This is a genomic window from Polaromonas sp., from assembly GCF_030680935.1.
GTDB lineage: Bacteria > Pseudomonadota > Gammaproteobacteria > Burkholderiales > Burkholderiaceae_C > Polaromonas.
Map to the genome: position 1 here is coordinate 1 of NZ_JAUXUP010000072.1, position 13,351 is coordinate 13,351.

Annotated in this window: 15 protein-coding genes and 1 pseudogene; 4 read left to right on the top strand and 12 right to left on the bottom strand. The window is 62.2% G+C overall.

All coding sequences use genetic code 11. The features are described 5' to 3' along the window. Positions 1-137: 137 nt before the first annotated feature. The 6 genes from Q8L50_RS17210 to Q8L50_RS17235 form a co-directional block, all read right to left on the bottom strand. Positions 138-548 carry a glycine zipper 2TM domain-containing protein gene (locus Q8L50_RS17210; RefSeq protein WP_305349858.1) on the bottom strand — a complete coding sequence of 137 codons (411 nt, stop codon included), beginning with the start codon at positions 546-548 and terminating at the stop codon, positions 138-140. A 217-nt stretch (positions 549-765) separates the two neighbouring features. Next, positions 766-1,770: an NAD(P)-dependent alcohol dehydrogenase gene (locus Q8L50_RS17215; protein WP_305349859.1), complete on the bottom strand. Its 1,005-nt coding sequence runs from the start codon at positions 1,768-1,770 to the stop codon at positions 766-768. A 159-nt stretch (positions 1,771-1,929) separates the two neighbouring features. Next, a complete protein-coding gene (locus Q8L50_RS17220) occupies positions 1,930-2,355 on the bottom strand; it encodes a hypothetical protein (RefSeq protein WP_305349860.1) in 426 nt (141 codons plus the stop codon). A 316-nt stretch (positions 2,356-2,671) separates the two neighbouring features. Next, positions 2,672-3,391 (bottom strand): LuxR family transcriptional regulator, encoded by a 720-nt coding sequence (locus Q8L50_RS17225; RefSeq protein ID WP_305349861.1) that lies wholly within the window; start codon positions 3,389-3,391, stop codon positions 2,672-2,674. 26 nt (positions 3,392-3,417) lie between these two features. Next, a complete protein-coding gene (locus tag Q8L50_RS17230; protein ID WP_305349862.1) occupies positions 3,418-4,842 on the bottom strand; it encodes an FAD-binding oxidoreductase in 1,425 nt (474 codons plus the stop codon). Positions 4,843-4,957: 115 nt separating this feature from the next. Further along, positions 4,958-5,311 (bottom strand): EF-hand domain-containing protein, encoded by a 354-nt coding sequence (locus Q8L50_RS17235; RefSeq protein WP_305349863.1) that lies wholly within the window; start codon positions 5,309-5,311, stop codon positions 4,958-4,960. Positions 5,312-5,460: 149 nt separating this feature from the next. On the opposite strand from Q8L50_RS17235, the gene Q8L50_RS17240 reads away from it, so the two are divergent. After that, a complete protein-coding gene (locus Q8L50_RS17240) occupies positions 5,461-6,027 on the top strand; it encodes a cob(I)yrinic acid a,c-diamide adenosyltransferase (protein WP_305349864.1) in 567 nt (188 codons plus the stop codon). A gap of 37 nt (positions 6,028-6,064) precedes the next feature. On the opposite strand, the gene Q8L50_RS17245 is transcribed toward Q8L50_RS17240, so the two are convergent. Next, positions 6,065-6,538 carry a cytochrome C gene (locus tag Q8L50_RS17245; protein ID WP_305349865.1) on the bottom strand — a complete coding sequence of 158 codons (474 nt, stop codon included), beginning with the start codon at positions 6,536-6,538 and terminating at the stop codon, positions 6,065-6,067. 153 nt (positions 6,539-6,691) lie between these two features. Then, positions 6,692-7,114 carry a hotdog fold thioesterase gene (locus tag Q8L50_RS17250; protein WP_305349872.1) on the bottom strand — a complete coding sequence of 141 codons (423 nt, stop codon included), beginning with the start codon at positions 7,112-7,114 and terminating at the stop codon, positions 6,692-6,694. A gap of 183 nt (positions 7,115-7,297) precedes the next feature. Between Q8L50_RS17250 and Q8L50_RS17255 the strand changes: the two genes are divergently transcribed. Both Q8L50_RS17255 and Q8L50_RS17260 read left to right on the top strand, forming a co-directional pair. After that, positions 7,298-8,575: an AsmA-like C-terminal region-containing protein gene (locus Q8L50_RS17255; RefSeq protein ID WP_305349866.1), complete on the top strand. Its 1,278-nt coding sequence runs from the start codon at positions 7,298-7,300 to the stop codon at positions 8,573-8,575. A gap of 161 nt (positions 8,576-8,736) precedes the next feature. Further along, positions 8,737-9,075 (top strand): hypothetical protein, encoded by a 339-nt coding sequence (locus Q8L50_RS17260; RefSeq protein ID WP_305349867.1) that lies wholly within the window; start codon positions 8,737-8,739, stop codon positions 9,073-9,075. Between the two features lie 22 nt (positions 9,076-9,097). On the opposite strand, the gene Q8L50_RS17265 is transcribed toward Q8L50_RS17260, so the two are convergent. From Q8L50_RS17265 to Q8L50_RS17275, 3 genes are all read right to left on the bottom strand, one after another. Next, positions 9,098-10,384, bottom strand: a complete 1,287-nt coding sequence (locus Q8L50_RS17265) for a solute carrier family 23 protein (protein ID WP_305349868.1) — start codon at positions 10,382-10,384, stop codon at positions 9,098-9,100. An 82-nt stretch (positions 10,385-10,466) separates the two neighbouring features. Next, complete coding sequence (locus tag Q8L50_RS17270; protein ID WP_305349869.1) at positions 10,467-11,351, bottom strand: alpha/beta hydrolase; 885 nt, start codon at positions 11,349-11,351, stop codon at positions 10,467-10,469. A 213-nt stretch (positions 11,352-11,564) separates the two neighbouring features. Then, a complete protein-coding gene (locus Q8L50_RS17275) occupies positions 11,565-12,167 on the bottom strand; it encodes a TetR/AcrR family transcriptional regulator (RefSeq protein ID WP_305349870.1) in 603 nt (200 codons plus the stop codon). A 305-nt stretch (positions 12,168-12,472) separates the two neighbouring features. On the opposite strand from Q8L50_RS17275, the gene Q8L50_RS17280 reads away from it, so the two are divergent. Next, on the top strand, positions 12,473-12,937 hold the full coding sequence (locus Q8L50_RS17280) for a hypothetical protein (protein WP_305349871.1): 465 nt from the start codon (positions 12,473-12,475) through the stop codon (positions 12,935-12,937). Positions 12,938-13,179: 242 nt separating this feature from the next. On the opposite strand, the pseudogene Q8L50_RS17285 reads toward Q8L50_RS17280, so the two are convergent. Further along, a pseudogene (locus Q8L50_RS17285) lies at positions 13,180-13,351 on the bottom strand (methylmalonate-semialdehyde dehydrogenase (CoA acylating)); the annotation flags it as partial.

A 13,351-nucleotide genomic window follows, 5' to 3' on the forward strand; every position in this document is an offset into this window, starting at 1 on the left:
CGCCGCAGGTACGTTAATCGGGCATTCTTATGGGTGTTCATCTGGATTGGGGTGTTGAGGGTTGGGCGTTTGGCGATTCCCAGTCTCTCAGAACCAATCCGGGTGAACACCCGTAACAACCTATTGAAACTTCACACCTAGTCGCGCGGCACCGCCAGCCATGCGCCCAGCCCGGCCCCCAGAGCCGCCGCTGCGGTACGGCCACTGCCGCCGCCAAAACGCGAGCCCACCAGGCCGCCGATCAGCGCGCCGCCAGCGGCCTCGTTGCTGTAGCCACCCTGGGCTGCCATCGCGCCCGCTGCGGCGCCCACGGCAGCACCTGCCACCTGCCCGTTGCCCTGGCCAAAGCGGCTGCCCACCAGGCCACCGATCAACGCGCCAGCCGCGACACGCCCGGGGTCGTTCGAGGGCACTGGCTGATGACTGGCTTGTTGCGCCGCCTGGTTCAATGCCGGATGGCCGTAATTGGCAACTGGTTGGCGCGGTACTGCACAGCCGGCCAGCAGGCCGGTGGCAAGCAACAGGGACAGGACGGACAGGGTTTTCATGAAACGCTCCGGTGATGGATATCGAAGGTTAACTGCGCGCCCCGACTTTTACAAGCAAAAAAGCCTTCACCCCTTTGTTCATATGCGCCATCAGCTACCATTTTGATAGCGTCAAGATCTTGGGTACCGATGTCACCCCCGCCGGTTCTAGCGCTGATTCGCACCAAAGAGAGGGGGCGGGTGTGGCACTGCTGGCACTGGCGGTGGCTCTCGGTGCTCAGGCGCTTGCGGGCACCTCTTTTTTTTCGCTGCCTCTCATCCTGATCACCACGCTTCCACCGTGACCTGGGCGGTCAGCGTATCGATGTGCTTCGATCGCCTCGTCGAACGGGAACACGAGCGCAATCACCGGACAGTAACTGCCTTGGCGAACCAGCTCGGCAAGGTAGTCAAGGTGGTCAGCTCGCTCCTCGGCAGTTCCGACAATGATGTGTCGGCCCGCGCGGCGCGGTTGCAAGAGTGCCCGACACATCTCAGGCAGACCCGCCTGGAGGCGGATCAGACGGCCACCCGGTTTGAGCACATTCAGGCAGCGCTCGACGCCGTGGTTGCAGGCCACGTCAAACACCACGTCGAACTGCTGATGCAGCTGGGTGAAGTCCTCTTGGGAGTAGTTCATCACCCGTGCTGCGCCCAGGGACCGCACCTGCTCAAGATGGGCAGCGCTGCATACGCCTGTGACCTCCGCGCCCATGACGCGGGCCAGCTGAACCGCCGCAGTGCCGACGTTGCCCGAGGCGCCGTTGACCAGAATTTTCTCGCCCGCACAAAGCCCCGCGCGGTTGAGAAACGACAGTGCCGTGCCGCCACCAAATGAAAGTGCGGCAGCGCCCTCAAACGACATCTGCGCTGGTTTGTGCGCGAGGGCGCCCTTGGCCCGCATACAGAGGTATTCGGCGTGTGCGCCCATGCCAAAGCCGCTGATACCGAAAACCGCGTCGCCTGGTGTGAAACCTTTTGCCCGGCTACCGACCGCTTGCACCACGCCCGCAAACTCTGCGCCCAGAACAGCTTTTCTTGGGCCGTGCCAGCCCAAGGCCAGCCGACCCAGCGTCTGAAAGCCCGTCGGCATGTCCATGCTGCGCACGCGGCGGTCACCGGATGTGATGGTCGACGCCAGTACGCGGATGAGGATTTCGTCCTTCCTGGGCGAGGGGCGGGGACGCTTCGCAAACGTCAATACGTCGGGCGAGCCGTATCGTTCGCAAACCAGTGCCCTCATGCGGTCACCGCCAGTGGCGACAGCAGCATCTCTTTCAGGAAAAATCATTGTTTTAGGGGGCTTCTGGCAGAAAAGTCGAAGCTATGGCGGCCAGGCACGCTGCCGCCGATCTGCCCGCGCGTAACGAAGGGCTCCTCGGAAGTCAGGCCAAGCGCCATGTCAGCATTTACCGGCCGCCTTCAGCAAGGCATTGCAGCTGGCCTTGTTGGTCTTTCCCTGGTCTGCCGAGCCGGCAGTGAAATCTGTGCACGTCGCGCTCGATCCGCTGGCCATGCCCCAGCTCATCACCTTGCCAAAACCGGATGGCTCAAAGATGTCGCACTTGAACGTTTTTCCACCCCTGGTTCTGACGGTGTACTGCGTGGCCTGGGTACCGCCCGGCGACTCTATTTTTTGCTGGCTGGCAATCGTGAATGTGCCCACCTCCTGGCCGATCGCCATGGATATCTTCTGCTCGGCCTTGCCGCCCGTGTCACTGGCTGCGGGAGCACTGCCTGTGCTGGATGCGCTGCCGGATGCGCAGCCATAAAAAGCGCCACTCAAGGACAGCAAGAGGAGAAGGGGGACCAGTTTTTTCAGCTTCATGGGTAACCTTTTTCAAGAAGAACAATCTTTCAAAAATCCAGCACTGCTCAACAGAACGGCGCCCGCGTACTCTGCGCTGCGAGTCGACCAGCCGACAGAAAGACCCGTGGCTCCCGCCATGGGCTGCACACTGGTCTGAAGTCGCCATCGCAACAGCGCAGCCTGTATGCGGCACTGTTGAATCGGCGGTGGATTTTCAACGGCGAAAACGCAGCCCGACGCGCCGATCTAGCGCAGTGCCGTGATTGAAGCGTGATAGTCGGTCAGCGTCTACTGGCAGATCTGACAGGGTCTGCCAGCCAGGACGGCCGAGGGTCTAGAAAGGCCGAGGCTGTATGTGGCCCTGTAGCGCTGCCTTGGCTACGGCATGCTGCCGGTTGACAACGTCGAGCTTGCGCATGGCGTTGTTCAGGTGAAAGTTGGCTGTGCTCTCGGACAGCCCCAACAACTGGGCGATTTCGCCAGAGGTTTTTCCATCCGCAGCCCAGCGCAGGCATTCAATTTCGCGCGGTGTCAGGTTGGGGCCACCGTCATGAAGCAGTCCGCTGACACGGCGCACCGCTTCGTGCAGATAGCCGGCCAGCACCTGTACGTGCCCGAGGGCGTTTTGGCAGATGGCGCGCGCCTCGTCGGGGGGAGCATCGACCGCCAAGCTGAGAATGCCAAGCTCGCCCTGCGGACTGTGCAGCGGCATGGTCACACCGTCTCGCAAACCGAAACCTGCCGCCTCCTGCATCATGCGTTCGGCCTGGCTACCGGGTTCCAGGGGCAGGTCGCTCCAACACATCGGCACCACATGCTGCGCGCAATACGCCATCACTGGGTCGGCGTCAAAATGATGTTGCTCAAAATAGCGCTTGACCCAGCCCGGCGGATAGCCGTCGATCATGATCAGCCGCGCATCCGCAAAGTGGGTCGGAACCCGCAGCGCATAGACAAAATGCTGAAAACCCAGCGCTTCGCTGTACTCGCGGCACAAGGTCTGCAGTTCATCCAGGGTGACAGCGGTTGTCAGGCGTGGCCTGAGCGCTTCCATGTTTTGCAACACCATCCCGCGCGGGCTTACAGCGTGAAGATCTTGCCCGGGTTCATGATGTTGAGCGGGTCGAGTGCGCGTTTGATGGTGCGCATCATGTTCACCGCACCGTTGCCGGTCTCGGTTACCAGAAAGTCCATCTTGTGCAGGCCGACGCCGTGCTCGCCGGTGCAGGTGCCTTCAAGCGCCAGTGCGCGCGTGACGAGCTTGTGATTCAAGCCTTCGGCGACTACGCGCTCTTCCGGCTTGTCCGGATCAATCAGGTAGCCGAAGTGAAAGTTGCCGTCGCCCACATGGCCCACCAGAAAGTAGGGGATGCCGCTGGCGTCGACTTCGGCAACGGATTCAAGCAGGCAGTCGGCCAGCCGCGAAATCGGTACACAGGTGTCGGTAGAGATGGCGCGGCAACCGGGGCGTGACTGGATTGCCGCGAAGTAGGCGTTGTGCCGTGCTGTCCAGAGCCGGGTGCGCTCTTCTGGTGTGCTGGCCCACTCGAAGGCATTGCCGCCGTGGCCGCTGGCGAGTTCCTGCACCAGCTCGGCCTGCTCCTTGACGCTCGAAGGCGAGCCGTGAAACTCCATCAGCAGCATGGGCTCTTCGCGCAGGCCCAGTTTTGAATGCGCGTTCACCATGCGCACCGTGTTGTGGTCGATCAACTCAACGCGCGCAATCGGCACGCCCATCTGGATGACTTCGATCGTGGTTCGTACGGCCGCCTCGATGCTGGGAAAAGAGCACACCGCCGCCGAGATGGCCTCGGGCAGCGGATAAAGTTTGACGGTCACTTCGGTGATCACGCCCAGCGTGCCCTCGCTGCCGACCATCAGGCGCGTCAGGTCGTAGCCGGCAGACGATTTTTTGGCACGGGTGCCGGTGCGTATGACTTCGCCGCTGGCAGTCACTACTTCAAGCGCCAGCACGTTTTCTCGCATGGTGCCGTAACGGACGGCGTTGGTGCCGCTGGCGCGCGTGGCGCTCATGCCGCCCAGGGTCGCGTCGGCGCCGGGGTCAATCGGGAAGAAGAGACCCGTGCTTTTGACTTCCTCGTTGAGTTGCTTGCGCGTAACGCCCGGCTGCACGGTGACTGTCAAATCTTCCGCGTTGATGGACAGCACCCGGTTCATCCGGCTCACGTCCATGCTGATGCCGCCCTGCACCGCCAGCAGATGGCCTTCCAGGGAGGTCCCGACACCAAATGGAATGACCGGTACCTGATACTGCGCAGCCAGTTTGACCGCATCGGCAACATCGGCGGTGCTCTCGGCAAACACCACGGCGGATGGCGGTGGCGCGGCAAACGAGGACTCATCGCGCCCATGCTGCTCGCGCACCACCAGCGCGGTGGAGCAGCGCTCGCCAAATCTGGCTTTCAGCGCGTCGATCATGGCCTGCGGCACGGCGCGCAGGTTGAGTTGCGGCAACAGGTGGTCGGGATGGGTGGGGGCGTTCATGGTGTCTCCAGGCTGGGGCACCAGTTTACGACTTGTAGCCTGTGTTTTGAAGTGGGGACCACCCAGGCCCCCACTGGCCTTGATCGGGCCGCTAACGCCAAGCTACGTAGTCCGGTCAGGACTTGATGGCGGCTTCAAATTCTTCGCGCGACACGAACTGGTCCTTGTTGGTGTCAATCTGGTCAAAACCTTGCTCGACCGCAGGCAGGCGCGTGGCTTCCTGCCGGCTGAGTTTGCCGTCTTTGTTGGTATCGGCCCGCGCAAAAGCGGCATCGGTGTCCTGACGATGGGGGGCGGCTTTGGGGGCTGCAATCCGGGTAGCCGGAGCGCCCTGCGCGGCGGGTGCTTTGGCTGCGCCAGAGTCAGTGGTCTGGGCCTGGCCCGACAGGGCTGCACCGACGGTCAGCGCGGCCAGCAATGCCACGCTGCGCAATTCGAAGTTGGGAATAAAATGAATTTTGGCTGTCATGCAGACAGTTCCTTGAAGTTGAAGAAGTCGCCATTGCAACGCATCAAGCTGCCAGCTGCCAGCACTTTTGCAGGGTGTTGCCTCGCTGACATCAGCTGGGGTTTCCTCACATTTTCTTTCCTCACGTAAGCCTGCCGGATTTTTTACTTATGGCCAACAGACTCACCCAGATCGCCACCCGCACCGGCGATGACGGCAGCACCGGACTGGGCGACAACACGCGTGTCTCCAAAGACAGCCTGCGTGTGCATGCGATGGGCGATGTGGATGAACTGAACTCGCAGATCGGTGTGCTGCTTTGTGAAGAGATGCCGGTGGATGTGCGCGAGTTGCTGGTTGAAGTGCAGCACCAGCTCTTCAACCTGGGCGGCGAGCTGTCCATTCCGGGTTTCGAGCTGCTCAAGCCCGAAGCGGTGGCGCTGCTGGATGCCTCGCTGGAGAGATACAACGCTACCTTGCCGCGTCTGCAGGAGTTTATTTTGCCGGCCGGCTCGCGCGCTGCATCACTGGCCCATGTCTGCCGCACGGTGGCCCGCCGGGCCGAACGCGCGGTGGTGGCGCTGGACCAGGCCGAGACGCTTAAAGAGTCGCCGCGCCAGTACCTGAACCGCCTGAGTGATCTGCTGTTTGTGCTGTCGCGCGTGCTCAACCGCATGAACGGCGGCGACGACGTCTACTGGAAGAGCGAGCGCATGGCGCGGACCGCGGTCGAATAAGCCAAGGCCGGGAACGTGCCCGCGCCCTCGTCATGGTTCAGTACCTGATCTGGATCATGTCGAGCTGCTCTTTGCTGATCATGGGCACGTCTCCCCGCTTGGCCCAGCGATTGAGATTCCACGCCCCGTCGCCAACCCATGCCTTGATCAGCTTGAGGTTGTCCGCGCGCTCCTGATCCGTTGTCCCGAGATACACATACATGTTTCCCGGTTTGCCGCCAGCATGGCGGCTGGTTCCATCGTCCAGCCGACGCATCAATGCGCCGGTATCGGGCCAGGCGACAAACGCGATGAAACGCTCATACGAGTCCATGCGCGGCCCCAAGGACTTGGCTGCGTACCCCTTCTCGTCCAGCAGAAAATCAGCCCGCTCCGGTGCCAGGGCCCCGTGGCAGGCCACGCATCTGGATTGCCAGAGTGGGGCGATGTGCGTACGGTAGGTGACTTCTTGTGCCGCGACCACGCCGACCGCCAGAAGGACGGCCAGGGCCGCCGCCAGTTGTTTGAACATATCGCACTCCTTGTGTTTGCCGAGCCAGCTGTCCCTGTTTTCAGGACGGCTTCAAAAATATAGGCCTGCGAATCACACATGTACTTGATTTGTGTCAAACGATCATCGGCGGCCACCCGAAGCGTCAGATGTGGATCTTGGCTTCCAGGCGGATCACCGGGGGAGCAACATCGCCATCGTGATGCGTGAAACGCAGGTCAGCTCGCCGGCATCGTTGCTCAGCTCGATGGCCCAGACCTGGGTGCTGCGGCCGATGTGCACCGGGCGGGTGATGCCGGTGACCCAGCCGCTGGTCGCGCCCTTGAGGTGATTCGCATTGATGGCCAGCCCCACGGTGCGGTGACCCTCGGGGGAAGCAAAGGCTGCGCCGCAGGAGCCCAGGGTTTCGGCCAGCACCACCGAGACGCCACCGTGCAGCAGGCCGTAGGGCTGGCGGGTTCGCTCATCCACCGGCACCCGGGCGCGAATGAAGTTGTCCCCCACCTCGATAAATTCAATGCCCAGATGTGTCACCGCGGAGTCGGCGTTGTTGGCGGCCAGCAGTTCCACCGAGATGGGTCGTTTCCAGATGCGCATCGTCATTTTCATTGAAGGTTTTGAGAAGGCCGTGCGCCGAGGTGGGGGCAAAGCCAGCAACAAGGCATCAAGTCCTGACTATAAAGAGATTGAGGACTACAAGCGTCGGGCCACCGCGGCTCTAAGCTGCTGAAGCAGGCGCCCAGCCGACGCGGCCGAAAACGCAACAGCGGAAAGACAAACATGAGACATCAGACCAAATGGATGATTGCCGCCGGCGTGCTGCTGCTGTTGCTCGGCGCTGTCTGGTTGGCGCTGGTGCGGCTGGTGCCCAGTGACGAAGAGTTGGCGCACAGGGTGGCTGCCGACCTGCAAAGTCGGCTGGGAGTGCCGGTGAAGATCGGTAGTTTGCGCTGGACCTTGATACCAGTGCCCGCGGTGGTGCTGGCAGATGTCGCAACCGGGCAGCCCCAGCCGATCGGGGTGAAAAAATTGACGCTCTATCCGAGCCTGGCCGATCTGGTCGACGGGCGGCTGAAGTTCGAGCGTGTCGAAGTCGAAACAGCGGTGCTGCCGCAGCTCGCTCTGCGTGATCTGAACAAAGCTGGTGAAAGTGCCAGCCTGGGCACTACCGCCACGCCGCTGGTACGGCTGGTGTTTCGGGATGTCACCTGGATATCCCGCTTTGGCCAGCCGCTGGTCTTTGACGGCGAAGTGGACTTTGACCCGAACTGGCGCCCACGCGAAGCGCAGCTGCGCAGACCCGGGGTAGAGCATTTGACCCGGTTGACACTCACGCGGCAGGGCCAGGAGGACCGTTGGACAACACGCATTGATCTGGGCGGAGGCACCGCCAACGGAGAAGTTCAGCTCGAGACCCGCGCCAATGACCGTTTGCATCTGACTGGAACGCTGCAACCCCAGGGCGTGGAAGTGAGCAGTGCGATGGCCGCGTTCGACCGCCGCTCCGTTGTGTCGGGTAAGGCCTCCGGCCAAACCGCACTTTCAGCTACCGGTGACACGATCGGTGAGTTGGCCCAATCGCTGCACACCCGAACCAGTTTCAGCATGGGCAAGGGCACCCTGCTGAAAATCGATGTGGACAAGGCGATCCGTAGCTTTGGCAAGGAGCGCGCTGGGCAGACAGCGATGGATAGCATCACCGGGCAACTCGACACGCAGAACACGGCTAAGGGCATGGTGGTGAGTTTTACCGACATCCGGGCCAGCTCGGGTGCGTTCAGTGCCTCGGGCAAGGCAAAAATTGCCAACCGTCAGATTGATGGCGAATTTTCGGTCGACCTGGTCGATGGCCTTGTAGGTGTGCCGCTGCAAGTCAACGGCCCGCTGGACAAGATGGAGGTGTCGGTACCGCGCAGCGCGATTGCCGGCGCGGCGGTGGGCACGGCGATTCTGCCCGGCGTTGGCACCGCAATTGGCGCCAAGGTGGGTGCTGCCTTGGGGCAACTTTTCAGCCCGGGGACCAGCAGTAGCACGGCTCCTGCCAAAAAGAAACCCTGACAGGCCCAGGGTTGGCGGCGGCTCTGCGTTTTTGCCAGAGCCCGTCCGTTGGGGGACAATGGGGTTTTGGGCCTTTCAGGCACCGGCAGGACCACAACGTCTGTGGGCTTTGTGGTGCAAGGTCGCAACTTCAATGGGTCGCTTTATCGCAAGGTCTATTCATGTCATCACAGCCATCCGCCGTCATCAAGCCGTTGGAGCAAGCCCTGGACCGTAACGAGGGCGTGCAAGAGACAGTCAGGCAGTCTGCCGACGAGCTTCTGGTCATCAATGCCGTCCTCAAGCAGGAGCTACCGGATCATGTCCAAACTGGTGAAGTGGCAGAGGCCTTGCAGAAAACCGACGACATCGAGAGCCGGATCAATGCTTCGGCTGCCGATCTGGCGCATGTCAATCAGTTGCTGGAGCAGGAGATTGACGAGCGCGCCGATGTCGAGCGCGAGCTGACTGCCACCAAGGCCGCGCTGGCCAGGGCGCAGAACAGCAGCGCGGCGAATTAAGGCCGCCCGCGACCCTTACTTCTTACTGTTTGCGGTTGAGCAAGGCGTACAGCAGGATGGCGCCAAAAGTGGCGGTGCCAATGCCACCCAGCGCAAACTGGCCAAACTTCAGGGTGAAGTCGCCGGTGCCCAGCACCAAAGTGATCGCTGCAACCAGCAAATTCTTGTTGTCTGAAAAGTCGACTTTGTTGTCCACCCAGATCTTGGCGCCAGCCACTGCAATCAGGCCAAACACCACAATGCTCACGCCGCCCATCACCGGCAGCGGGATCGCCTGGATCAACGCGCCGAACTTGGGGCTGAAGCCGAGCAGCACGGCAATCAGGCCGGCGATTACAAACACGGCGGTCGAGTAAATCTTGGTGGCGGCCATCACACCGATGTTTTCCGCGTAGGTGGTGACGCCCGTGCCGCCGGCCGCACCCGATACCACGGTGGCAATGCCGTCGCCAATGAAGGCGCGGCCAATGTAGGGGTCCAGGTTTTTGCCGGTCATGGCCGTGACGGCCTTGAGGTGGCCCAGATTTTCTGCCACCAGAATAATGGCCACGGGGGCAATCAGCAGCATGGCGCTGGCGCTGAAAACCGGCGCCGCAAAACCGGGCAGGCCGACCCAAGCGGCGTTGACAATCGGCGACAAGTCCACCGGTTTGCCCAACCCCAGGCCATTGGTCAGAATGGCGTAAACAATGGTCGCGACGATCAGGCCGACCAGAATCAGCAGGCGTTGCACCATACCGCGAGTCATCACGGCAACCAGCGCCACGCTGACAAAAGTCACCACCTGCATCCAGGAGTCAAAATTGCTGGCGGCCATGTTCTTGATCGGTATACCCGCGAGGTTCAAACCGATCACCGCCACCACGGCACCGGTCACGACCGGCGGCATGAAGCGCTCGATCCAGCCGGTGCCGACGGCTTGCACGATGGCGCCTATGACGGTGTACAACACGCCGCAGGCAATGATGCCGCCCAAGGCCACGCCCATGTTGGGGTTGGGCCCCTTGCCGGCGTAAGCGGTCGCAGCAATCACCACACCTATAAAGGCAAAACTGGACCCCAGGTAGCTGGGCACTTTGCCGCCGGTCACGACAAAGAAGATCAGGGTGCCGATCCCGCTCATCAGGATGGCGACATTGGGATCAAACCCCATCAGCAGCGGCGCCAGCACTGTCGCACCAAACATGGCAATGACGTGTTGCACACCCATCACCGTTGACTGCGGCCACGGCAGGCGCTCGTCGGGGGCAATCACCCCGCCTTGCGACAACACGGCGCTGTTTTTTTCTGTCCAGTTGAACATTCCCATCACGTGTCTCCTCTTTGTTGCGGGTGCGGCAATGCTAGGGGCAATGGCCGGGCCGCGCAAGATGGGCCGGTTTGCCTCCCTGTCAGGTCACGAATTCGGTGATCTGGCGCAGGACTTCAGGGTCCTTGAGAATGCGCCTGTGCCCCAGATCCTGGGTAGCCAGCAGGCGGGCGCTGGCAATCGCTTCGCTGAAAGCCACCCCATCCGCGAAGTGGTTGATGCTGTCGCGCCTGTCGTGCACCACCAGCGTCGCCTGGCTGATACGCGGGCCGACGACCTTTGGCTCGAACTGCGGCATCAAGATGCCCTCGCGCGCTTCAAGGCGTTTTTGCACTGCCGCGCGGGTGCGTTCGCTCAGGCCGAAGACCTGGGCGAACAGGCGTGTGTATTCGTACGGTGAAGCGGGTGGCGCCAGCAGCACCAGCTTGCGCAGCGCCAGCCCTCGGCTGGCGGCAAAAGCTGCGGCGTTGGCACCCAGCGAATGCGCGACCACCGCGTCCACGCTGAACCCCTGTTGCTGCAGGCGTGCGGCGGCGTAGGTGATGGCGCGCGCGAACTGCGGCAGGTTGCTGGTTGGGCCGGCGCTGCGCCCGTGCGCCGGCATTTCGAGGATCACCGCGCGCAGGCCCTGCGCCTGCAGGCTATCAGCCAATGCCAGCATCTGCCCGGCGTGGCCGCCCCAGCCATGCACCAGCAGCACCACCGGGCCGTGCGGGGCAACCGGCCGGGTGTACAGCGTGATGCTGGCGGTTTCAAACGGCCAGGCGGTGATGGTCCAATCGGTGGGCCAGGCGCGGCGGCGCGCCAGCCAGCGTGGCGGCAAGGGCGTACCGAACAGGCGGTAGGCTGCACGTACCGCGAGCGCAGGCCACAGGCGCTGAGATGCGCCCAGGCCCCAGCGGAACAGCCGGGTCATGGGGCTGGTGTTGTAGAAAGCGGCGGTGGCTTCGAGAGAGCTGCGTGTCATGACGGGGGTTCCTTTCAGTACCAGATCCAGTCACGGTTGCTGCGCGGCACGCCGCGCAGCGATTCGTGCACGGCCCGCACCGCACGCACGCCGACAAACAGGGCAAGGGGGACAATCAACAGCAACATGGCATCTTCCTTTTCTCCGCACGATCGTGCGAAACATGGACCAACAAAAAGCCCTTTTGGGGCTGGCTCACTATCCCTCGCGGGATCAGTTTTTGTAACTCTTCATCAGCCGCAGCCAACTTGACTGGGCGCGTTCGGCGGCGCGCTGGTCGCGCAGGAAGCGCGCGTCATGCAGCAGGCCCATCGCCAGCGCGCTGATCTCGGCCACCAGTTGTTCGGCGTCCGTGTCGGCGCTCAGATGGCCGACCTCGATCGCTTGCAATGCAGTGCGCCGCAATGCGGCCCGCCAGCGCGTGACTTCCTGCAGTAGCGTGTCACGCAGTTCGCCCGCGCGGTCGTCCAGTTCGAAGGCGCCCGCTGTGTAGATGCAGCCGGACTTCACTTCCACATCGCGCATGCGAACAATCCAGCGCTGCACAATCGCGTCCAGCCGCGGCAGGCCCTTGGGCAACTGCATGGCCGGTACAAACACCTCGGCGATGAAACGCCGGCCGAATTCTTCGATGACGGCCTTCTGCAGCGCCTCACGTGAGCCGATGCGCGAGAACACGCCGCTTTTGGACAGGCCCAACTTGTCAGCCACTGCCTGCAGCGTGATGGCTTCGAGTCCATCGGCCGAGGCGAGGTCCAGCGCCGCACCGACTATCGCGGCGCGGGTCATCTCGCTTTTTTGGGTTTTGGCATCCACGAAGAAATATTAGCACAATCGTGCTAAACATGTCAAACCGGGACGCAAGGTGGACCTCGGCGCCTTCTGGCAACACATCGGGGAAGGATTCCTTCGCCTTGCGGTCGCTCTCAACGCGCAACGCCGTGTTTGTCACAAGGCGCAGGCCGGGCGTTTCCGGATGCTTTCCTCGCGCGCGGGGTGATGCGCAAGGTCCAGGGCCGACAGATGCTGACGGTCAAAGCGGCCGTCCTCCTACAGGAACGCTGGGCTGGCGGGGAGAGTATGACCTTAGAGCAACCCGCTCTCACATTTTTGGAGATCCCATGAAAAAGCAATCCCTTGTCCTGACTCTCGCCGCCCTGGCCTGTACTGCTGCCTTTGCCCAGGCACCCGCTGGCGTGGTCACAACGCCATCCGCACAAGCAAATGCAACCGGTTCTGGTGGCGTGCCCGCAGCCAAAGCCGAAATGAAGGTTGACGCCAAGAAAGCCAACGGCTCCACGCTGTCTGCGCCCAACCCTGTGGCTGGCATGGGCGGCGCGCCCGCTAACGAGAAAATCGATGCTACCGCGTCAGGCGGTAAGCCTGCTGCCAAGGCCGAGATGAAGGTTGACGCCAAGATGGAGAAGACAGCCATGAACAGCATGGACACCAACGGCGACGGCATGGTTTCCGCCAAGGAGTGGAACCGTTATCAAACCGCCATGTGGAAAAGCATGAAGCCCGCCAAAAACGGCATGGTGCCCATGACCGATGTGGAAGCCATGATGCGCGGTACGCCAAAGTAAGGTACACGGCTTCCGGCCTCTGGACTGCGGCAACCTTGGCGCAGCGTCACTGACCGGCATCCTCACCTTTGCTAAAGCTAAAAAGCCACCCATCCGGGTGGCTTTTTTGCATTGTCCGGTCGCACGCCGGGTTTTATCAAGCGACGGCTGGTCTGCGTCTGCCGTCCTTCAAGCAGGGCCCGCAGGCGCAGCGCCCCCCTCGGAGCGCTGCGAACCACACGAAGTGGGGAGCGTGGGGGCCATCACTTCGCTGTAGGCATGACGAATTCAGCGCCCTTGCCAATACTCTCAGGCCAGCGCTGCATGATGGACTTCTGCTTGGTGTAGAAGCGCACCCCTTCTTCCCCATAGGCATGCATGTCGCCGAACAGGCTCTTCTTCCAGCCCCCAAAGCCATGCCAGGCCATCGGTACC

Coding starts and splice junctions, on each gene's coding strand:
- Q8L50_RS17210 (WP_305349858.1), bottom strand. CDS start 548: ATGAAAACCCTGTCCGTCCTGTCCCTGTTGCTTGCCACCGGCCTGCTG.
- Q8L50_RS17215 (WP_305349859.1), bottom strand. CDS start 1,770: ATGAGGGCACTGGTTTGCGAACGATACGGCTCGCCCGACGTATTGACG.
- Q8L50_RS17220 (WP_305349860.1), bottom strand. CDS start 2,355: ATGAAGCTGAAAAAACTGGTCCCCCTTCTCCTCTTGCTGTCCTTGAGT.
- Q8L50_RS17225 (WP_305349861.1), bottom strand. CDS start 3,391: ATGGAAGCGCTCAGGCCACGCCTGACAACCGCTGTCACCCTGGATGAA.
- Q8L50_RS17230 (WP_305349862.1), bottom strand. CDS start 4,842: ATGAACGCCCCCACCCATCCCGACCACCTGTTGCCGCAACTCAACCTG.
- Q8L50_RS17235 (WP_305349863.1), bottom strand. CDS start 5,311: ATGACAGCCAAAATTCATTTTATTCCCAACTTCGAATTGCGCAGCGTG.
- Q8L50_RS17240 (WP_305349864.1), top strand. CDS start 5,461: ATGGCCAACAGACTCACCCAGATCGCCACCCGCACCGGCGATGACGGC.
- Q8L50_RS17245 (WP_305349865.1), bottom strand. CDS start 6,538: ATGTTCAAACAACTGGCGGCGGCCCTGGCCGTCCTTCTGGCGGTCGGC.
- Q8L50_RS17250 (WP_305349872.1), bottom strand. CDS start 7,114: ATGCGCATCTGGAAACGACCCATCTCGGTGGAACTGCTGGCCGCCAAC.
- Q8L50_RS17255 (WP_305349866.1), top strand. CDS start 7,298: ATGAGACATCAGACCAAATGGATGATTGCCGCCGGCGTGCTGCTGCTG.
- Q8L50_RS17260 (WP_305349867.1), top strand. CDS start 8,737: ATGTCATCACAGCCATCCGCCGTCATCAAGCCGTTGGAGCAAGCCCTG.
- Q8L50_RS17265 (WP_305349868.1), bottom strand. CDS start 10,384: ATGGGAATGTTCAACTGGACAGAAAAAAACAGCGCCGTGTTGTCGCAA.
- Q8L50_RS17270 (WP_305349869.1), bottom strand. CDS start 11,351: ATGACACGCAGCTCTCTCGAAGCCACCGCCGCTTTCTACAACACCAGC.
- Q8L50_RS17280 (WP_305349871.1), top strand. CDS start 12,473: ATGAAAAAGCAATCCCTTGTCCTGACTCTCGCCGCCCTGGCCTGTACT.